The following is a 21,425-nucleotide window of genomic DNA, read 5'->3' on the forward strand; positions in this document are numbered from 1 at the left end:
TTTTCATCTTGCCCTAAGCAAATCCGCTTCCAAACCTGTTAACACATAATGAATTATTATTGATGTGTTTAGCTTGATATTGGGTGCTTTAATGTCTACCACCGTATTCAAACGTACTATAAAAAACACTAGGGTTACAAACGCCTCCCCTAAGTCATTGTTATTATTAATCGTCACTTTTATAGATTGGCTTATTCATTAAAATGTTAATATTAGACTAATTGCTAATACATTAGTCTAATATTGTGAATTTTTGTGACTAGCATAAATACAAGCTGATGCTAGAATCAAAGCGTCGCATTCGTGACGGGATTACATCATCATGCAAAGGAACTTTATGAAAAAGCTATTTAACTATTCTCTGTGCGCACTCGCTGTTAATTCACTTTTCACAAGTGGCGTAGTTTTAGCTCAACAGAATGACGAGCAAGCTCAAGTAGAACGCATTGAAGTGACAGGCTCACGCATCAAGAGAAATGATTTAGAAGGCGCCTCACCGATTGACGTGATTAACCGAGAAGAAATCGCTAAGTCTGGCTTCGCCAATTTACAGCAACTTTTAGAACGAACTCCCGTAGCCGGTACAGGCACCTTTTCAACTCGCGGAAACAACCAAGACTCCACCGCAAACGGTGGTGCAGCTATCAGTTTGCGTGGCTTTGGTTCAGATGCAACATTAGTATTAATTAACGGTCGACGCATCGCGGTGAGTGCTTTTGCTGAAAGCATTGCCAACTCTTTTGTCGATATTAACTCTATCCCTGTGGCGGCTATCGAACGCATTGAAATTTTAAAGGACGGCGCCTCTGCGGTATATGGCTCTGATGCGGTTGCGGGCGTGGTTAATATCATTTTACGCAAAGACTACGATGGTGCTGAAGTAAGTTTCAGTCAAGGTGGCACGACTGGCCCCTCTTATGATGAAACTGCGGCAAGTTTAGTCTGGGGTACGCAAGCGGGTGATGCGAACGCGACCTTAATTTTGGATTACTTCAAAAACACCACTATAACCGGTGCTGAAATGGGTCGTAATGGTACGGCTAACCAAGAACCCTACGGCGGCTCAGACCTGCGTTCTTCACGTGGTTATCCCGGTAATTTTATCGTCAATGGCGTACAACGCATTGATCCAGGCTGCCCAGCTGAACGGACATTTGGCCAAACCTGTGTATTTGATTATGGTCCATTCGGTATGACCAATCCACCAGCAGAACGAGTTGGCGCAATTTTCCAAGGTAACCAACAGCTTACTCAAGATATTCAAGCCTATGTTGAAGTATCAGTACAGCATAACCGCTCGAAAGCCTCAGGTGCTGCCACACCTCTAGATGGTGATGCGGGTTTAACTGTACCGGCAAGCCACCCAAACAATCCGTTTGGCACGGATATTAGTATTAACCGTTTCCGTACCGTTGATGCCGGCCCACGGACTTGGGATATTGAATCTGATAGTATGCGTATGTTAATTGGGGTAAAAGGCCAATTAAATAATTGGGATTGGGACATTTCAGCCCAGAAAGGCCGCAGCGAATCAATGCAAACGGGTAGCAAATCACAAGGCTGGGTAAGAACCGACTTTTTACAGCAACAAATTGATTTAGGAAACTATAATCCGTTTGGTGGCTTTGTAAACTCCCCTGAGGTTATCGACGCTATAACCACCAGCTTGGTTCGCCGTGGTGAGTCTCATCTAACTTCTTACGATGCGAGCATCACAGGTGAAGCCTTTACATTAGGCGATCAGATGGTGTCTTTTGCTGCGGGTGTTGAATACCGTAAAGAAGATGCGTTTGACCAGCCAGATGATCAATTCCAACGTGGTTTAATTTTTGGTACTGAATCGGTATCAGCACAAGCTGAACGTGATCAATACGCAGCTTACCTTGAGTTGTTAATTCCCGTCAGCGATACGCTCGAATTTACCGTTGCTGGCCGCTATGATGATTACAGCGATTTTGGCTCTACGGTTAATCCACAACTGGCGATGCAGTGGCGACCCGTCGATAACTTCACCATGCGCGCCTCATTTGGTCAGGGATTTAGAGCTCCATCATTAGCGCAAATTGGTTTAGGCCCTTCACAAGAGTCTGTTTTCTTTACAGATACATACCGTTGCCCTACACAAAGTGCTGCTAACCCCGCCTGTGCCGCCACCGATTACACTATCGTATTCCAAGGTAGTGAAGGCTTGCAGCCAGAGGAATCAGAAACCTTTAACCTAGGTTTTGTATGGCAAATTAATGATGAGTTTGATGTTACTGCAGATGTCTGGAGCATTACCCAAGACAATAAGATTGACCAAAATGACTTTCAGAATGTCTATCTTGCCGAGTGTAATAACCAAGCGAGTACCATCTGTGTGCGCCTTCCCGCCTTACCGGGGCAAAGCTTAGGTGAGCTATCTCGTATCTTTAACAGCTACATCAACGTTAGCTCACAAGAAGCTACTGGTTTAGATCTATCGACCTCTTATCGTTTAGCACTGCAAGATATGGGTATGGTACGCTTTAGCTTAGATTGGTCTTATATCAGTAAGTTTGAAAAAAACGGCATCGACTATGCGGGTGAATATAACTATCCACAGCACCGTTGGTTAGCCTCGGCAGACTGGAGCCATGGTGACTGGGGTTTTGTGGCTAGCTTAAGTTATGTTAGTGAATTTGAAGATTACGCGGCGCCAGCCGACGTGGAGTCAACGAAAACACGTATGGTGGACTCGCAAATGCTGCTGGACTTACAAGGCCGTTATAACCTAAATCCAAATACCACACTGGTATTAGGCTTAAATAATGCTTTAGATGAAGAGCCACCTTTTGTGATAGGTGATGGTGATGGTGATTTGTATGGCTATGCCTCACAGGTGCATAACCCACGTGGTCAATTTGTCTATGCTAAAATAAGCTACCGCTTCTAAGCTTTTGCTAATAATGCATGACTAAGACAAAGCCTGTCGCTGCTGCTGACAGGCTTTTTTTATCGCTTATTTTACCGTCCTGCGCTTTGCTATTGATGCTGTTGTGCTATTGATACAACAATGCCACTCGCTAGCGGTTTTTATCTGACGCTAAGGGTGATTTAACGCAGCAACTGCGCTAGCCTCTTAACTAATCTTGTAGAGTGTGACAATCTAGGGCTTGTTGACGTTTGCTGTTTAGATTTTGTTCGTTTGGCGATGTTTTGATCGCGAAACGAGAAGTGCAGTTTAGTTATTCTAAATAAACGACGAGAGACAAAGAGCAAAGCATCGCCAAACGAACCCTTCGGGCAGCGTGTGGCTGGCATTTCTACTACGTTATCGCTTGTTTATGTAGAATAACTACACGGCACAAGCTCTGCCTTGTATAAATACCAGCCACTCAGCTGCAAAAACAACCATCAAATGTCAACAAGCCCTAACTAAAATACAAAAAATACAATAATAAGGATCCTTATGCGTATTCAGTCTCCAACCTTACTCGCGTTAGCCATCAGTAGCTTTTTTAGTTATGCCGAAACAGAACCTGCTACCTGGCAGGTTAATGCTCCTATCGGTCAATTCAGCAGTGTTGATATTAAGGTACAACAAGGTAGCTGGATGAACGTTAACGTCAGCCCAGACGGTAAAACCGTGGTATTTGATTTACTGGGTGACATTTACACTATGCCGATTAGCGGTGGTAAAGCCACGCCGCTGACCAACGATATAGCTTGGAATATGCAGCCAGTATTTAGCCCCGATGGTAAATACATCGCTTTTACCTCAGATCGCGATGGTGGAGACAACATTTGGCTCATGGGCAGCGATGGCTCAGCGCCTCGTGCCGTTACCAACGAAACCTTTCGCTTACTCAACAGCCCCGCTTGGAGCCCAGATAGCCAATTTATTGTGGCGCGTAAACACTTTACCGCCAGCCGCTCTTTAGGGGCGGGTGAGGTATGGCAATACCATATCAGTGGCGGTAGCGGTGTGATGTTAACCGAGCGACCTGATGATCAAAAAGATCTGGGTGAGCCCGCCTTCTCACCCGATGGCCGCTATATTTATTTTTCACAAGATGATACGCCAGGCAAAACCTTCCACTACAGCAAAGACTCAGAATCGGGTATTTACACCATCAAACGTTTTGAACGTGAAACCGGTAAAATGGATATCATTTTAACAGGCCCGGGCGGTGCAATTCGGCCAACCCCCTCACCTGATGGCAAATATTTGGCATACATTCGTCGTGTCGACTTTCAAAGCACGCTGTTTTTATATGATTTAACCAGTGGCGAACACATCAAACTCTATGATGGATTAGATCGCGACATGCAAGAAACCTGGGCCATTCACGGTGTTTACCCTACCGTCAGCTGGACACCTGATAATAAACATCTGGTCTTTTGGGCAGGGGGCGAAATTAAACGCTTAGCGCTTAGCGATAAAAAAGTGAGCACCATTCCCTTTGAAGTGAATACCAGCAAGCAAATTCAAACGGCAGTACGGGTTAAACAAAACTTAGACCAAGACGAATTTGACGTAAAAATGTTACGTTTTACTCAGATTTCGCCTGATGGTAAACAAGCGGTCTTTACCGCGCTTGGCCATCTCTACATCACCGATATTAACGATCCTAAACCGCGTCGTTTGACCCGTCAAACGACCGATTTTGAGCTATACCCGCAATTTTCTCGCGACGGCCGCGAGCTGGTTTTTGTGAGCTGGAATGACCAAACGCAAGGTGCAGTTAATATTATCAACTTGCGCAACAACCGCGTGACCAAACTGACCAATGAGCCAGGCAAGTATATCGAACCGACGTTTAGCCCAGATGGCAAAACCGTGGTGTATCGTAAAATCGGTGCTGGCGGTATTTTGCCACTGCAATGGTCGCTACAAACCGGTTTATATAAAATCAGCAATCGCGGCGGCGATGCCACCCTGATCGCTCGTAATGGTCGCAGCCCCATGTTTGGCGCCAATAATGACAAAGTGTATGCGATGGATTATGGCAGTGCCCCTAGCTTAATCAGCATTGACCTGCAAAAACACACGCAACAAACACTGTACACCGCAAAATTTGGTACAGAATTTAAAATCTCGCCAGATGGCAAACATTTAGCCTTTGCCGACCGCTTTAAAGTGTTTGTTACGCCGTTTACTGAACGTGGCAGCGCTATCGCGATTGGCGCCAACGATAAGCAATTCCCAGTGAAACAATTGTCGGTACGCGCAGGTGAGTACATCAGCTGGAATGGCGACAGTGACAAACTGTATTGGACATTAGGTCCTGAGTTATACCAAGCTAGCATCGATGGTCTGTTCGCCCCAAGTGCACAGCAACACAGCCCCACCGAGCAAGCCGTATCTTTAGGTTTTAAAATGCCCGTTGATATGCCTCGTGGGATCGTAGCTTTTGTCGGTGGCCAAGTGATTACCATGAACGGCGATCAAGTGTTACAAGACGCGGTGGTTGTAGTTGAAAACAACAAAATCCAAGCCGTTGGTAGCCGTGCGGATATCGCTATTCCCAAAGGCGCCAAAGTGTTCGACATTACTGGTAAAACGTTGATGCCCGGTATTTTTGATGCCCATGCTCACGGCAGCCAAGGTGTGCAGCAAATTACCCCGCAGCAAAACTGGGAAAACTATGCCGGCTTAACCTTTGGTGTCACCAGTATTCATGATCCGTCTAATGATACGCGTGAGATCTTCAGTGCCAGCGAGTTACAACGCAGCGGTCAAATTGTTGGCCCACGTATTTTCTCTACGGGTACGATTCTTTACGGTGCGGAAGGCGCAGGTTATACCTCGCATATCGATAGCCTAGAAGATGCGAAGTTTCACTTAACGCGCTTACAAAAAGTCGGCGCCTTTAGTGTGAAAAGTTACAACCAGCCACGCCGTAATCAGCGCCAGCAAGTGATCCAAGCCGCGCGCGAATTGAACATGATGGTAGTACCTGAAGGCGGTTCATTAATGCAGCACAATCTCACGATGATTGTCGATGGCCACACCACTATTGAACACGCTTTACCTGCAGCAAAAGTTTATGATGATATTAAACAATTGTGGCAAGCCAGTGGCACCGCTTATACCCCCACATTAAACGTGGCTTATGGCGGTATTTGGGGCGAAAATTATTGGTACGATAAAACTGAGGTTTGGAAACACCCTCGGTTAAGCCAATATGTCCCGATGGATCGCCTAGCGCCGCGCAGTATGCGCCGGCCAACAGCACCAGAGCATCACTATAACCACTTTAATGTGGTAAAAACGGCAAATGAACTGAAAGACGTCGGGGTGATTGCTAATATCGGTGCCCATGGGCAACGTGAAGGTTTGGGCGCACACTGGGAAATTTGGATGTTTGCGCAAGGCGGTATGACACCGTTAGAAGCCTTACGCACCGCCACGTTAAACCCTGCCAAAACCTTTGGTATGGATCATCTACTTGGCAGTATTGAACCAGGCAAATTGGCTGACTTAATCGTCATCGACGGTAATCCACTAGAAAATATCCGCGTGACCGATAAAGTGGTCTACACCATGGTCAATGGTCGCTTATTTGATGCCGCAAGCATGAATGAAATTGGTTTACGTGAGCGCAAACGTCAGCCGTTCTACTTCGAACCACGTTAAGTTAGTTTTCAGCGGAGTGTGTTGATCACACTCCGCTGATGCTTTACCCGCTTCTTCCCCCCTTCTTTATTTACGTGCTAATGACTGAGCATTTGCGAAGTAACCTCAGTGCAAACTCTGCATCACAGTTTAGAAACCATGCTAAATTTAATTTACATCAATTTTTCTGCGGTTTTTTTCAGCCGTTGCCGCTTTTAATGCTCTAACATTAAGCCTGATATTGTCACAACGCTATCGGGGAGGTGTCTTGCTACACCCTTTTTTACAGCAGCTTATTCATGCGCTTAAAAACCTGCTCCCCATCGTGCTGGTCGTATTGCTATTTCAGTTAGTCATCTTCCAAACCTTGCCAGCCGAACCACTGAGCCTGCTAATAGGTTTATTAATTGTTGCTGTGGGTATTGCCTTATTTTTACTGGGGTTAGAGCTCAGTATTTTTCCAGTAGGAAAAAATTTAGCCAACCAATTTGCGCGTAAAGGCTCGCTACCGCTATTAATGTGTTTTGGCTTTGCCATTGGTTTCGCCGCCGTCATTGCTGAGCCAGCCTTAATTGCCGTGGCCGAGCAAGCCGAGCGAATTAGTCAGGGCCGGATCCAAGGTGTAACACTGCGCCTTATTGTGGCCAGCTCCGTTGGCTTTGTGATGGCAGTGGGCGTATTACGCATTATTTTAGGCTGGCCAATCCATTGGCTGATGATTGGCGGCTATGTGCTAGTGATCTTAGTTACCTTCTTTGCGCCAGCCGAAATCGTTGGGCTGGCCTATGACTCTGGCGGTGTCACCACCAATATCGTGACTGTACCGCTGATTGCGGCCTTGGGTTTGGGCTTAGCTAATTCCATTAAAGGCCGCAGCTCGCTTACCGACGGCTTTGGCCTGGTGGCGCTGGCCGTGATGGTGCCGATGATCAGCGTGCAGCTTTATGGTATTTGGGTGTATCGCTTTGCTGAAACCGCCAGTACGCTTAGCCTTACTCTTCAAGTGGAAAACGGGCATTGGTTGCTCACTGCGCTAGTTGATTTAGCCACCTTAGTAAAAGATATCTTACCCATGATGCTGGTGGTTTTAGTCTTTCAGTATTTCATTTTACGCCGACCACTGGCTAACCCATTAAAAATCACTATCGGTTTTATGATGGTGCTCTGCGGTTTGTATGCTTTTGTGCTGGGTTTAAAATTAGGCTTATTTCCTATTGGCCAAATGATGGCGGAGCAATTAATTGCTCGGGGCGCGGTTCAGTTAATCTTACTTTTCGCTTTTTTGATTGGGTTTGCTACCACCATGGCAGAGCCCGCGTTGATCGCCATCGCTCAACAAGCTGAAGAAGCAGCACAAGGTAAGTTACGGGCCGCCGTGATCAGGCTCATTGTTGCTTTAGGCGTAGCACTGGGCATCACACTGGGGGTGTATCGCATTCTTAGCGGTGATTCAATTCATTACTATATTATGGCAGGCTACTGCATCGTGGTGATATTAACCGCATTTGCACCACGCTATATCGTGGCGCTGGCCTTTGATCTCGGTGGGGTTACCACCTCAGAGGTCACCGTGCCTTTGGTTACCGCCTTGGGTATTGGTTTAGCCTCAGCGATTGACGGGCGAAATGTGTTAATTGATGGCTTTGGCTTAATTGCCTTCGCCTCAATTTTCCCCATTATAACGGTTATGCTGTATGCCATTATTGTTGAACATATCAGGTTATCCAGGAGTGCTGACGTATGAAATTTTCTGCCATTTTGGTCATTGCGCCAACAGAGCTTGAACAACAAGCAATCAGCGCAGCCAAGGCTGCTGGTGCCAGTGGCATCACATTGCTATCAGGCCGCGGTATGGGAGGTGCAGAGAAAAAAACTTTTTTCGGTATGATCTTCGAAGGTAGCCAAACCATTTTACTCATGGTTGTCGCCAAACATTTATCACTGCCTATTTTAAAGCAAATGCAGGCATTGTTGGTGCAAGATGGCGAGTCACGAGGCATTGCCTTTACCATGCCGATTGATCATCTAACCGGCTTGGATATGGGGCAAATCATGCAGTTCGAGCAACACCTTCGTGAACAGCAGTAGGAGCGGAATATGTCGTTAAAATTGGTTAAAGATTTAATGCAACAACAGGTCATCACTATTTCCGCCTTTAGCAGTTTGCGAGATGCGCTAAAGCTAATGAAACAGCATAAAATTAAGTCGTTAGTGGTCGAGCGACAAAACGCACATGATGCTTTTGGTTTAATTACTTACAGCAACATCTTAAAAACCATTATTGCTGAAGATGGCGATATTGATCTGATCAACGTTTACGACGTCTGTGTGAAACCGACCCTGGGTGTTCATCCCGAACTGGCGGTAAAACACGCGGCGGCCATTATGAGCCAGCATAACTTAAAACGTTTAGTCGTTACCGATGCCAATCAATTAGTTGGGCTCATCACCATGAATGATGTGGTCAGTGATATTTTTAGCTTATTAGATTAAGACTGTTGGCAAGACGTTCGTGCTCAGAGTATGGATAAGGGGCAAGCACGCTTGCCCCAAAAAAGGTCAGCCGCGCTTAACGGCTGAATAGTAAAATCAGTTGATTGCGTAACTCGGCATCATCTAAGCTATCGAAAGGTAAAACCAAATCTTCTTTGTTATCCCCGTTCAGATCAATAACCTGTACCCGACTGGCATCACGAGGTAAGGGCATCTGCACTTTATCACTATTACGCTTAAACAAACGGCTGCCATCTGGTGCAAAAAAGCGTAATTCATTACCCCCCTCGCCTAGTAACAACGATTTACGACCATCGCCATTCACATCAATCAGTTTAAATAACGGCATGTCGAAGCGCAGATTGCTGATGCTAACATCAATCTTGGCTTGTTGTCGAAAATCGGCTTTCGCCGCATAACTCCGGTTTTCAGATAACAAATAAAAATCGACATCTAAATTGGCACTGCCGCGCAGCAGCACACGCACAATGGTGCCGACACCAATCTTGGTGGTCGGAATATAAAAGTCTTTTCGACCATCGCCATTAAAATCGCCAATCACCACTTCTGTAGGCACTGAATCAATACTGATTTCGGTATCGGCGACGGTTGGATAAGTGACACCATCATCCGCTGCTCGCCCAAAAAAGATTTGAAAGCGACTGCTGCGCTCTAAGGCATCGGCTATTTGCTCCACATTCAGTACCAGATCGGGCAGCCCATCCCCGTCTAAATCGGTGATATCTTCTAAGGTGGTGATATTTTGGCCCGAGTAGCTGCGCCCCGCATCCGAGCGTTGGTCAGCTTGGCGTTCGGTTGAGAGCAACACCGGCCAACTGGGATAATAAGGCTCTAGTGCGAAACTGCCATCCGCTTGCTGCAGAAATACACTAAAACGGCCTTGTTGCACAAACACCAGATCTAATAAACCATCTTGATCCACATCTATCGCATAATGGCGGCGGCCTGAGTAATCGGCTCGATTATTGCCCCAAGTTTGTATTCTTGCGCTAACGGGTAACGCATAATGCACAAACTGCCCATCCGCTTGCTGGCGATACAGGTGCATATGTTGAAAATCGGCAATTAAAAAGTCGCTGCGCCCCGACCCCAAATCAAGGGCAAATTGACGTTCGCGTAAACGCACCTCATCAATCACTCGAAACATTGAACTGCTGGCCAGCAAAGGTTGAAAGCGCCCGGTGGATAATGAACCGGCACTGGCTTGTTGGTAATGCACAATGCCGTCAGCGGTTAAAAAAACTAACTGCTCGGCCTCATAGCCGACTAATCGCGCTTTACTGAAAAACTGCGCGTTGGCTGGAATAGGCACGGCTAACGTTTGATATTGCTCCAGTTCCACGAGGGTTAACCAACGCTCGAATTGACTAAAGCCAGACACCAGTAATTGATTTTGGCCTTGCAGCATCATGATACTGCCATTTGCTGGGTGGTTTAGGGCCACATGTACCCGATCCATTTCAAAGGCTGCACTAAAGGGGGCATAAATACCCGGGATAGCAAGCGTGATCCATATACCCAGCGCGGTAATAAAGCGCATAATGTTCTTCCCTTAAATAATCTGCGTTAACTACGTGTCATAGAGCCAAAAAGTTTAACTTTGCACCTGGGTATCAGCGGCGGTGTCAGCAGTTAAGCTGCGCAACACTCTACCGGGATTACCTGCCACAACAACATCAGCAGGCACATCTTTAGTAACAACGCTGCCTGCAGCAATAACGCTTCTTGCTCCAATGCTCACGCCAGGACAAATAATCACACCCCCGCCGATCCATACATCATCGGCAATGTTAATGGGTAACGCTTGCTCGATACCGCTGCGCCGCTCATCTGCCGCTAAAGGATGATTAACCGTATAAATTTGCACTGCAGGACCGAAAAACACGTTGTTACCAATTGTCACCCAACCGACATCCAGCACCACGCAGTTAAAGTTAAAAAACACCTTATCGCCCAGTCGAATGTGCTGACCATAATCACAGAAAAAAGGCGGTTCAATAAAGACATCACGGCCCACTTCAGCAAATAAATCTTGTTGCAGCGTGCGTCGAATTTTCACTTGTTCAGGCGAGGTTTTGTTAAATTTATATAACAGATGTCGAGTGGCTAAACGCAATTCACGTAAGGTTTTATCTAATGGGTTATACCATTGAGCATTAAGCATTTTCTCATATTCAGTCACAGCGGCCATCTCACTATTACAAAGGCCTAGACTAACAAAGTTATTTGAGTTTACCCAGTAAAATTAACAAACCGTCAGGCTTTGCACCGCACTAAAAAAGCCCCGCACTATAGAGCATAGTGCGGGGCCTTATTCGTAAATACGATGCTTAGCGGGCGTTGGTGCTTTCAAAAATCTTGTCGGCTGAAGCCGCGACAAAACCGGTGTACAGCTTGCCATTGGGCAGTGTATAACGGCGAGCAAATTCATAGAAACAGCTTGGGATCTGCGCTTCACCATCGCTAAACTGTACCGGCACAATATCGGCTAACGTTGAGGATTGCTCTAAATACACCTCTGGCGTACCTTTAATTTCGCCGCCTGACGTATTCAATAAAAATCCTGCGCTTTTTAACGCTTCATTCACTTGTTCTAGGCTATCGAACTTCTGTAAATCATTCACGTTAACCGTAAAATGATTTGCGCGATAACCCCAAGCGGCGGTCCATGCTGCGTATTCGCTCTCAGCTAATAAAGCGGCATAGGTGGCGCTGTCAATTTGCCAATGCGTACCCGAGTATAAAAAGTTATCCGCGGTTACGGCATCTTCAGGGATCTGTGCCACTAATGCGGTGATCCTATCACGCAGCGAGGCAGAGCACTTATCTAATAACAATTCAGAAATAAACACTTTGGGTAGGCTGGTATCCGCATGTTCAAAATGCTTGGCATAAAGCTTTTTAGCTTCAAAATGGTACTCACCACACTCGGTATAGCCCAGCGCCAGAAAATGCGCTGCCAGCTTATCTAAACTGACTTTCGGTAAATTAAAGGTACGTAGCGCAATATGGTCATTAATCACATCATCTTTTTGTGATGAACCCAACAACTGGTGCACTTGACGAGCTGATGGCGTTACCGTCAGGTAATTTTGCCATAAATTTTCAAATAAGCTTTTTACACAAGTATGCATTGCAACTCCCACTAATGGCTAGGCTGGCACAGCCGCGTGTGTTGATAGTAACAAACGCGGCTGCACCGACATTAATCTAAATTAATAAAACGTGCAAAATCACCTTCGGCCAATTGCAAGGCGGCGGCTAACTCTGCGCTGATCTGTAACTGTTGTTGTTGTTCATCAAACTGGGCATTTTTACCAAAACTGGCTCTAAACTCACTCAGGGCAGTGTTCGCCACAGCTAAAGTGCGCTCACCACGCACTTCTTTAATGGTCACCGGTACACGGCGACTTAACGCGACCGAACGAATATCTTGTAAGCGGGCTTCTACCGTTGGGCCAGCATCAAACAAGTCAATGTACCCCCGATGCTTAAAGCCTTCTTTTTCCAGCATTTTTAACGCTGGCTTAGTATTTTCATGCACCTGACCAATCACTTGCTGCGCCTCAGTAGGCAGTAAGCCAACATAAATAGGATGACGCGGCATCAACTCAGCAATAAAAGCCTTTTTGCCGACACCAATCAGTTTATCGGCCGTAGGAAAGTCGATGGTTAAAAACAAGTTCTGCAACCAATTCCAAAAAGGCGGCTTGCCCTCGGCATTGGTGGCACCCCGCATTTCGGCAATCACGATGTCAGAAAAGCGCTGCGGATGCTCGGCCATAAATAAAAACCGCACCTTAGACAGAAAGCGCCCAGCATGGTTACGTCGATAACTTTCACGTAAAAATAAAGTACAAATTTCTGATGCACCGGTGTAGTCGTTACATAGCGTCAAGGTTTTTAATTGGTTTAATACATTCAACTCTGCGCTGTGATGGATCACGGTGTTTTGTTGAAAGTGATACAGCGGCGTATGCAAGCCAACGGCCGCTTCAATACCGGTGGTACCGACAATTTCACCTGTGTTGCAGTCTTCTAACACAAATAAATAACCGTGATCGCCTGGTGCAGAAACATCCACATTAAAACTGTGCGAAGCATGGGCAATTTTGTGTTGTAAACGCTCATCATGCACCGGTAAAGAGGTAAAGCCAGGGCCGGATTCCACCGCAATTTGTTTTAAGGCGGCAAAATCAGCCGTCGTAATCGGTCGGATCAATAACATACACAAAGCCTCAGCGAATAAGCGAGAAAACAGTAACTCGTCGAAATGCCATTATATTCGCCATAGCTGACATTTTGCAGTATCATTTTTAACAGAATAAAAGAGTTATATTGCAATTTGCTAAGGACATAATACAAAGTGATAAGCAAAGAAGATGAAAAACTGCTCGCACTGCTGCAAAAAGATGCACGCGCGAGTATTTCCGATCTGGCACGAGCCTTATCCTTGTCTCGCGCCACGGTGCAAAATCGTTTGCAAAAATTGCAAGAAACCGGCGTGATCAAAGGCTATACCGTTGAGGTGGGCGAAAACTGGTTAGCCAGTTTAGTGGCAGCACACGTTAGCATCAAAGTGAAACAAAAGCTGACAGCACGTACCAATAACGAATTGAAACACATTCCACAAATAGCCGCTCTTTATGCCATCAGTGGCGAGTACGATTTAATTGCGATTGTGCAAGCTCAGAGTACTGAGCAACTGAGTCATTTACTTGATGATATTGGTAATTTAGAAGGCGTTGAACGTACCACCTCGTCGGTCATTTTAGAAACCAAATTTAAACGCCAAGCGTTTTAAGTCTTATGAATGAGAGGAACGGCCCTAATATGAACAGCAGCAAGTTGCCTCAGCGTTGTTAAATTTACAGCATCCTAAACAAAAGCAAGTGCTATTGATTGCACTGCCCATGATTGCCTCCAACCTCACCATCCCATTACTATCGTTGGTCGATACCGCCGTGGTAGGGCATTTAGCACAGGCATGGTATTTGGGCGGTGTGGCGCTGGGGAGCAGTTTAATTAGCTTAGTGTTTTTGTTACTCGGCTTTTTACGTATGAGCACCACCGGTTTGACGGCACAAGCTTTAGGCCGCAATAACCAACAGGCTTTGCGCCAAAGTTTACTGCAAGCAGGCTTAGTGGCGCTCTGCTTAGCGATACTTTTGTTAATCGTGCATCCATGGGTAATGCCAATCGTCTATAAGCTCAGCAGTGCGAGCACGGAAGTGTTAACACAGGCTGAGATCTATTTTCAGATCCGTATTTGGAGCGCCCCTGCCGCCCTGCTGAATATGGTGTTACTCGGATGGTTTTTGGGCCTGCAAAACGCCCGTTATCCCATGTGGCTACTCCTGCTGAATCAAACCATTAACATCTTGCTTGATCTGTTATTTGTCTTAGGCTTTGACTGGAAAGTCAGTGGTGTCGCGGCAGCATCAGTTTTGGCCGATTACAGTACGCTGGCCGTTGGGCTTTACTTGGTGCGCCGCTTATGGCGACAACAGCAACTGGGCACTTTAAACTGGCCGCAACTGCTCTCAACCGACGGTTATAGCCGACTCTTTGCTTTAAACCGCGATATTTTTATTCGCAGCCTATGCCTACAACTGGTGTTTGTATTTATCGCTTTTCGGGGTGCCAGTTTTGGCGATACTATAGTTGCGGCAAATGCAGTGCTGATCACCTTTTTAATGCTGGTATCTTATGCCTTAGATGGCTTTGCCTATGCCGCAGAAGCACTGACAGGTAAAGCGGTTGGTGCAAAAGATCAAAGCGAGTTGCGGCTGTTGCTTAAGATCTTGGCCGGCTGGGGATGGTTATTAGGGATGCTATTCAGCGCGCTGTTTTGGCTGGCAGGCTCGACGATTATTAGCAGCTTAACTTCTATTACCGCGGTGCAACAGCAAGCAAACCTGTATCTGCCTTGGCTAATTGGACTACCACTGTTAGCCGTTTGGGGCTACTTGCTTGATGGCATTTATATTGGGGCAACTCAAGCACGCGCGATGAGAAACAGTATGTTGCTTGCCTTTAGTGGCTTTGTGCTGTGCTACCTGCTGCTACAAAATTTAAATAATCATGCGCTTTGGCTAGCCTTGTCGCTATTTATGTTATTACGCGGTTTAAGTTTAGCCTGGCCGCTGTATCGCCAAGGCATCGTGGTGCTATTTCGTTAAAGCAAAAAACCGCTAAATTGTGCTATGCTGCGCCACTATTTTTTATTCAATGACGAGCAGCAGAGTTGTTTATGCGTGTGATCATCCGTTTATTTTTTCGCTTTATTCGTTTGGTATTAACCCCTGTTATGTTACTGGCTGAAAAACTCAGCACCCCAAGCCCTATGCCTCATAGCGCCGAGCAACAACAGCAATTAACTCAAGCCTGCCAGCAATTGGCGCTGTATCAATTTGCCGCCTGCCCTTTTTGCATTAAAGTGCGTAAAGAGATGGCCCGTTTAGGCTTAAACATCCAAAAACGTGACGCCCAGCACCATGCCGAGTACCGGCAACAACTGCTTAGCGGTGGCGGTAAAGTGAAAGTACCTTGTTTGCAGATCAAAGATGACTTGGGTGAAACGCAGTGGCTGTATGAATCTGATGCGATTATCTTACACTTACAAAACCTAGTGGCCGCCAGCCGTTCTTAATGATAATAGCGCATTGAATATGCGCTATTTTGAAATCCCCAATGTGATGAGCTGACGATGGCCTTACTGGGCATCGTTGACACAACGGTTTTAACGGCTAATCAACTGTATGCACATAATTGCATTGCTGCTCAGCCTTAGTCAGGTTTTTAGAACCACTGACCGTAAAATCAAATTGGATTGAAGTTAGCACCGGTTGTTTAGCACTGTTCTTTGCACTGGCGACCCATTGCCAGTGCGATAAGGCTTCTATAGCGTTTGCATCAAAAATGCCCTTGGGATAAGACGTGATAATCGATACCGCTGTAGCTTTGCCGTCTTTATCAATACCCACAAGCATATCGACACAACCTGATAGCTGGTTAAACGCAGCATCAAGCGGATAACGTGGTTCTTGTTTTTTTTCGGCTATCCAATATTCATCTAATAAATCTTTTTTATCTTCAGCCGTCAGATTGAGATAATTCAGCCCAGCCAGTGCGGCGGCGTGATCAGTACCTTGTACCGAATCATTGGCTTTACAACCGATTAAAAGCACACCTAACACGCTTAAACACACGACTTTTTTCATCACTAATTCCCTCTAGTTTTTGATTTATGACGCCAAACTTCGGCTTAAATTGTTTCACTGATATGCTTTATGCTAAATGCTTAACGCCGCTTGCGTATTACCGACACAGAACTGTGCAAGCTGAAGGCAGCTTGCTGTGTGCATAAACACAAACTTGCCGCCCGAGCTATCGCGGGGCTTGAGCACCCTCTGAACTGCCGTAAAAATTTATTAACAACATATTACAGTTAAGGGTGGCAAATGCAACAATACAATCCGTTAACAACTCGGTAGGTTTCAAAATCATGCTTGTCAGTTGAACACTAAACTGATCGCAATAACCAACTAGCGCAGGTTTTTGCTTCGATAAACTGAAAAAGTATTGATAACCGCACTGCACGTATTGAAGGAAGATAAAATAATAATAACGTTTTCTTCATGTTAATATGCAAAGTGATAAATATACTCATTTCATTTAAACGAGACGGTTATGATTAATCAGTTACAGCAAAAATATCAACTGTCGTTGCTGTTGTTACTTGGTGTGGTTGCTGTGCTGGGCGTTTTACCTTTCGCCGTAATACGTTACCTAGAAGGTAACATGATAGCAGCGGTCATCGATATCACGCTGGTTTTGGGCATTATCGTGTTAGTTGCTTATGCCTATTTCAGCTTGCATATTCGTATGGTCAGCATCATCATTGCCATCTTTATTAATGCCGGGGTTGTTGCTATTGGCAGCGCTAATGGTATAGACAGTTTTTTATGGATCTACCCAGTTTTCGCCAGTACTTTTATTTTAGTTAAGCCAGTTGAAGCCTTTAGTATTAATATGCTCGCCGGTATTGCGCTGGCGCTGCTCTCCGACATTTTTGTGATTGTGTCACTCGACTCGTACATTATTTCCATTTTAATGTTGTCTCTAAGCTCCTTTGTTTATGCCAGCCATAGCGCTAAACAATTTAGTTTATTGGAAACCCTCAATACAGTCGATGCACTTACCGGCGCCTTTAATCGCCGAGCCATGAGCGTGGATATAACAGCCGCCCTAGCAACCGCAGAACGTAACGGTGGCAAACCCTTGTTAGCCATTCTCGATTTGGACTATTTTAAAGCTATCAATGATCGGTTTGGCCATGCGGTCGGCGATCAGGTACTCAAAGATTTTGTGGCTTTTACCACGTCGCAAATAAGGCAATATGATCGGCTGTATCGGTTCGGTGGTGAAGAATTTGTGTTATTGATCCCGCAAATCAATGAGCAGCATCACACCTTTATTCAACATCTGAGAACGGCGATTAAAGGCGCGTTAAAAACACCTGATGGCCAAGCAATCACCGTGTCATTTGGCGTAGCAACATGGCTGCCAGGTACGACGGAAGATAGCTGGTTAAAACGTGCCGATGAGGCGCTATATTTAGCTAAAGCTAACGGGCGTGACCGTGCAGTGTTTAGTGACGAGTGAAAACGGTGCTCAGCCTATACTAGCCAGAAAACCACTCGCCTTTAACGCGCTTTGCGGCATAAAAAATAGCTCGCACTCAATCAACACCAATACCTGGACCATTCTCGTGCTAGGTTTTACAGTTGCACAGCAAGGATTGATGGTTTATTGTACAAATCTGTAGGGTAATTTAAGCGGCTTAAAAGCGTTTACCGCCCCGTTACTCGCAGTATCACCATCAGCAGCAAACACACCTATCGTGTTAGTGCTCTCCTCTCTTTCTGACTGTCACTAACGTATTCCTTAGATTATTGGCTATTACAGTTGCATACCAATGATCCAAGGTAATCCCGCACCTAAACCAACGGAAAGAATACCAGGAATGAATTTTTGGGTATTCATCGAACTACACTTAGAATACATATACACACCCGCAATAATAGCGGCAACAGACCATAAAACAGTAGCAAGAAAATACACGGCAACCGCCCCCTGATTGATTGACGTGGAATAGCCTGGCCCAACGACTAGGTTCAATAAAATAGTAACAATCAGGCCTGCCACGGGCAAAGTCGCCAGCATCATTATTCTTTTCTTGGTCATCCAATTACGCATTTGTGAACTCCTTTAAACTTTACACGCCATATCCGTCATAAAGCAACTTGCTATCTTTTAATTAACCATCATTAACAATATAGCTCAACGCGATTTTTTAACAATTTTATTAATGAAACAACAACAAAAATCGACGATCATTTAAACAATTACAGCTCTGAAAAGTGTTCAGACAGAAGCTGTACCACCAACAGCATATAGCTTCTAACTATGCTATATAACAAAATGGCATTACTAACTCTCTTGTAGTAACCAATACGCATATTAAACTAACACCCCTGATCATGAAGGAGTGAATGACAATGCGTAACCTATTATTGGCTGTGGTGCTTAGCAGCAGTGTATTAAGTCCGGCGTTAGTGGCTAAAGAGTTGCTCAATAGCAGCTATGATATCGCCCGCGAACTCTTTGCTGAAATTAACCCGTTGTTTGTGGCGCACTGGCAAGCTGAAAGCGGTGAAACATTAACCATTAACCAATCGCATGGCGGTTCTTCACGCCAAGCGCAAGCCATTATTCAAGGGCTGCGGGCGGATGTCGTCACCTTTAACCAAAGTACCGACATCGATATTTTGTACAAGCGCGGTAAGTTACTGCCGCAGAATTGGCGTGAACGGCTGGCCAATAACAGCTCACCTTACTACTCCACCATGGCGTTTTTGGTTCGGAAGAGAAACCCAAAGCATATTCAAGATTGGGCCGACCTCACTAAAGACGATGTCGCCTTAGTCTTTCCTAACCCAAAAACCTCTGGCAATGCCCGTTACACTTATTTAGGGGCCTACGGTGCAGCCAAGTTGCGGCTTGCTGATGATCAAGCCGCGCGAAATTGGATGGTCGATTTTTTACGCCGCGTAGTCGTGTTTGATACCGGCGGTCGCGGCGCTACAACCTCTTTTGTTGAGCGGCAATTAGGCGATGTACTGATTACGTTTGAATCGGAAGTGAACAACATCATCAAGCAATACCCCGAGTTACAGCTGGAACGCGTGGTACCGAAAACCAATATTTTAGCGGAGTTCCCGGTAGCGTGGATCGACAAAAATGTTGAGCGTAATGGCACCACTGCACAAGCAAAAGCGTACTTAAACTTTTTATATTCTGAGCCAGCCCAGCAGGTGTTAGCGAGTTACTTCTATCGAGTACATCACCCAAAAGTGCAAGCTAGCAGCCAAGCACAATTTCCAGCAACGGAATTGTTCACCGTTGAGCAACAATTTGGCAGCTGGGAGCAAGTGAATAAGCAGCACTTTGGCAGTAACGCAGAACTGGATAAAATTTTAGCTGAAGGACGCCGCAACTAATGGCTGCTTACCAAACCAAAAGAGTGTTACCGGGTTTTTCCATTAGCTTAGGCAGCAGTCTATTTTTTATCGGTTTGGTTATTTTATTGCCATTAACCGGCTGGGTGATGGAAGTAGCGCAACTGAGCCTAGCCGAATATTGGGCCATTATTAGCGATCCCCGCGTGGTGGCCACATACCAAGTCACACTGTCGGCCGCCTTAGTGGCCAGCATACTGAATTTGTTTTTTGGCTTGTTGATGGCGTGGATCTTAACGCGCTATCGCTTTCCTGGCCGGCTGTTACTTGATGGCTTAATGGACTTACCCTTCGCCTTACCCACGGCGGTAGCCGGCTTAACCTTGGCGGCATTGTTTGCTACTCAAGGTTGGTATGGCCAATATTTTGCGCTATGGGATATCAAGGTGTCTTATACCTGGTTGGGTATTGTCATCGCCATGCTGTTTACCAGCGTGCCTTTTGTGGTACGCACCGTTCAGCCCGTTTTAGAAGAGTTTGGCCCTGAATACGAAGAAGCCTCGGCGACGCTGGGGGCAAGCCCATTACAAACTTTTACTCGGGTGATCTTACCGGAAATTAAACCCGCTTTATTAACCGGTACCGCCTTGTCGTTTACCCGCAGCTTAGGAGAATTTGGCGCGGTTATTTTTATTGCAGGTAATTTACCCTGGCAAACAGAAGTGACCTCTCTGATGATCTTTGTACGCTTACAAGAGTTTGATTATGCTGCTGCCGCGGCGATTGCGAGTGTGGTGTTACTGAGTTCATTACTATTGTTATTTATTATTAATGGTATTCAGCAGCGCTATCAACACATTACTGGAGCATTAAAATGACGGCTCAGGTAAAACAGCCCTTAAAATGGTGGCTAATTGGTACCGGCATGACCTTGAGTGTGCTGCTGCTGTTGGTGCCACTGATCTTTATCTTTATCGCCGCCTTTGCTGCCGGTGTTGGCGGTGTTTGGCAGAATTTGCAAGATGCGGATATGTTGCATGCCATCGGTCTAACCTTATTAGTGGCAGGTTTAACCGTGCCCATTAATGTGCTGTTTGGTACCTTAATTGCGTGGTGTGTCACCCGTTTTACGTTTCCTGGCCGCCGCTTATTGCTAACGCTGATAGATATCCCTTTTGCAGTGTCACCCGTGGTCGCCGGTTTATTGTATTTATTGCTTTATGGAAGCAACGGTCCTTTTGCCCAGTGGCTAGACGCCGCCGATATGCAGCTGATGTTTGCATGGCCAGGCTTAGTGATGGTCACCGTGTTTGTGTCTTGCCCTTTTGTGGTGAAAGAACTCGTGCCCTTAATGTCTACTCTGGGCACCGAACAAGAAGAAGCCGCGGTGTTGCTAGGCGCCAGTGGTTGGCAAGTGTTTTGGCATATTACCTTTCCGAATATTCGTTGGGCACTGTTATATGGCGTAATCCTCACTAACGCGCGTGCGGTCGGTGAGTTTGGTGCGGTCTCCGTCGTTTCAGGTACGATACGCGGCCAAACCAATACCTTACCCTTGCATATCGAGTTATTGCAGCAAGATTACAATACGACGGGAGCCTTTATTGCCGCCGCTTTATTAACCTTGATGGCGATTGCCACGCTCATCGTCAAAGCCGTTTTACAATGGCGCCTGCAACGGCTTGAATAAGCGTTTTAGTTAAAATGGCAAAGCTAAACACGAAATTGGCGCTAATACCCTCAGATTGAGGCTTTTTATCGGTATTTTTAAACATTGCTAAGCTGAAAAGGCAGCCAGTAATGCTAAG

At 45.8% G+C, this 21,425-nt stretch carries 18 protein-coding genes; 12 read left to right on the forward strand and 6 right to left on the reverse strand.

Annotation, left to right across the window (positions count from 1 at the left end):
- Positions 1-337: 337 nt before the first annotated feature.
- From L1N97_RS10445 to L1N97_RS10465, 5 genes are all read left to right on the forward strand, one after another.
- Positions 338-2,914, forward strand: a complete 2,577-nt coding sequence (locus L1N97_RS10445) for a TonB-dependent receptor plug domain-containing protein (RefSeq protein WP_236129750.1) — start codon at positions 338-340, stop codon at positions 2,912-2,914.
- 516 nt (positions 2,915-3,430) lie between these two features.
- A complete protein-coding gene (locus L1N97_RS10450) occupies positions 3,431-6,601 on the forward strand; it encodes an amidohydrolase family protein (RefSeq protein ID WP_236129751.1) in 3,171 nt (1,056 codons plus the stop codon).
- A gap of 247 nt (positions 6,602-6,848) precedes the next feature.
- Complete coding sequence (locus L1N97_RS10455) at positions 6,849-8,324, forward strand: DUF1538 domain-containing protein (RefSeq protein ID WP_229585935.1); 1,476 nt, start codon at positions 6,849-6,851, stop codon at positions 8,322-8,324.
- Positions 8,321-8,668 carry a P-II family nitrogen regulator gene (locus L1N97_RS10460; RefSeq protein ID WP_229585934.1) on the forward strand — a complete coding sequence of 116 codons (348 nt, stop codon included), beginning with the start codon at positions 8,321-8,323 and terminating at the stop codon, positions 8,666-8,668. The genes L1N97_RS10455 and L1N97_RS10460 overlap by 4 nt, the downstream gene beginning before the upstream one ends.
- A gap of 9 nt (positions 8,669-8,677) precedes the next feature.
- Positions 8,678-9,073, forward strand: a complete 396-nt coding sequence (locus L1N97_RS10465; RefSeq protein WP_229585933.1) for a CBS domain-containing protein — start codon at positions 8,678-8,680, stop codon at positions 9,071-9,073.
- A 76-nt stretch (positions 9,074-9,149) separates the two neighbouring features.
- On the opposite strand, the gene L1N97_RS10470 is transcribed toward L1N97_RS10465, so the two are convergent.
- From L1N97_RS10470 to astA, 4 genes are all read right to left on the reverse strand, one after another.
- Positions 9,150-10,634 carry an FG-GAP repeat domain-containing protein gene (locus L1N97_RS10470; protein ID WP_236129752.1) on the reverse strand — a complete coding sequence of 495 codons (1,485 nt, stop codon included), beginning with the start codon at positions 10,632-10,634 and terminating at the stop codon, positions 9,150-9,152.
- A gap of 54 nt (positions 10,635-10,688) precedes the next feature.
- Complete coding sequence (locus L1N97_RS10475; protein WP_236129753.1) at positions 10,689-11,285, reverse strand: sugar O-acetyltransferase; 597 nt, start codon at positions 11,283-11,285, stop codon at positions 10,689-10,691.
- 139 nt (positions 11,286-11,424) lie between these two features.
- Positions 11,425-12,228: a DUF1338 domain-containing protein gene (locus L1N97_RS10480; protein ID WP_236129754.1), complete on the reverse strand. Its 804-nt coding sequence runs from the start codon at positions 12,226-12,228 to the stop codon at positions 11,425-11,427.
- A gap of 71 nt (positions 12,229-12,299) precedes the next feature.
- Complete coding sequence (gene astA / locus L1N97_RS10485) at positions 12,300-13,322, reverse strand: arginine N-succinyltransferase (protein ID WP_236129755.1); 1,023 nt, start codon at positions 13,320-13,322, stop codon at positions 12,300-12,302.
- A gap of 138 nt (positions 13,323-13,460) precedes the next feature.
- Between astA and L1N97_RS10490 the strand changes: the two genes are divergently transcribed.
- The 3 genes from L1N97_RS10490 (at position 13,461) to L1N97_RS10500 (ending at position 15,746) form a co-directional block, all read left to right on the forward strand.
- Entirely contained in the window at positions 13,461-13,898 is a 438-nt protein-coding gene (locus tag L1N97_RS10490) for an Lrp/AsnC family transcriptional regulator (protein ID WP_229585928.1), read from the forward strand.
- 55 nt (positions 13,899-13,953) lie between these two features.
- Positions 13,954-15,276, forward strand: a complete 1,323-nt coding sequence (gene dinF, locus L1N97_RS10495) for an MATE family efflux transporter DinF (RefSeq protein ID WP_229585927.1) — start codon at positions 13,954-13,956, stop codon at positions 15,274-15,276.
- 71 nt (positions 15,277-15,347) lie between these two features.
- Complete coding sequence (locus L1N97_RS10500; RefSeq protein WP_236129756.1) at positions 15,348-15,746, forward strand: glutaredoxin family protein; 399 nt, start codon at positions 15,348-15,350, stop codon at positions 15,744-15,746.
- Between the two features lie 97 nt (positions 15,747-15,843).
- On the opposite strand, the gene L1N97_RS10505 is transcribed toward L1N97_RS10500, so the two are convergent.
- The gene (locus tag L1N97_RS10505; protein ID WP_236129757.1) at positions 15,844-16,317 is read right to left on the reverse strand and encodes an energy transducer TonB; all 474 of its coding nucleotides are present in this window, start codon (positions 16,315-16,317) and stop codon (positions 15,844-15,846) included.
- A gap of 469 nt (positions 16,318-16,786) precedes the next feature.
- Here L1N97_RS10505 and L1N97_RS10510 point away from each other — a divergent pair, with 469 nt between their 5' ends.
- A complete protein-coding gene (locus L1N97_RS10510; protein ID WP_236129758.1) occupies positions 16,787-17,761 on the forward strand; it encodes a GGDEF domain-containing protein in 975 nt (324 codons plus the stop codon).
- Positions 17,762-18,058: 297 nt separating this feature from the next.
- Here the strand turns inward: L1N97_RS10510 and L1N97_RS10515 are convergent, their stop codons facing one another.
- The gene (locus L1N97_RS10515; RefSeq protein WP_236129759.1) at positions 18,059-18,355 is read right to left on the reverse strand and encodes a hypothetical protein; all 297 of its coding nucleotides are present in this window, start codon (positions 18,353-18,355) and stop codon (positions 18,059-18,061) included.
- Positions 18,356-18,657: 302 nt separating this feature from the next.
- Between L1N97_RS10515 and cysP the strand changes: the two genes are divergently transcribed.
- The 3 genes from cysP to cysW are packed head-to-tail and all read left to right on the forward strand — an operon-like array spanning position 18,658 to position 21,307.
- Positions 18,658-19,659, forward strand: coding sequence for a thiosulfate ABC transporter substrate-binding protein CysP (gene cysP / locus L1N97_RS10520; protein ID WP_236129760.1), 1,002 nt, complete (start codon positions 18,658-18,660; stop codon positions 19,657-19,659).
- Positions 19,659-20,495: a sulfate/thiosulfate ABC transporter permease CysT gene (gene cysT, locus L1N97_RS10525; protein ID WP_236129761.1), complete on the forward strand. Its 837-nt coding sequence runs from the start codon at positions 19,659-19,661 to the stop codon at positions 20,493-20,495. Before cysP ends, cysT begins: the two co-directional genes overlap by 1 nt.
- Positions 20,492-21,307 carry a sulfate/thiosulfate ABC transporter permease CysW gene (cysW, locus tag L1N97_RS10530; protein WP_236129762.1) on the forward strand — a complete coding sequence of 272 codons (816 nt, stop codon included), beginning with the start codon at positions 20,492-20,494 and terminating at the stop codon, positions 21,305-21,307. Before cysT ends, cysW begins: the two co-directional genes overlap by 4 nt.
- The last annotated feature ends 118 nt before the right edge of the window (positions 21,308-21,425 follow it).

The organism is Rheinheimera sp. UJ63 (genome assembly GCF_021568285.1).
Taxonomy (GTDB): Bacteria; Pseudomonadota; Gammaproteobacteria; order Enterobacterales; family Alteromonadaceae; genus Alishewanella; species Alishewanella maricola.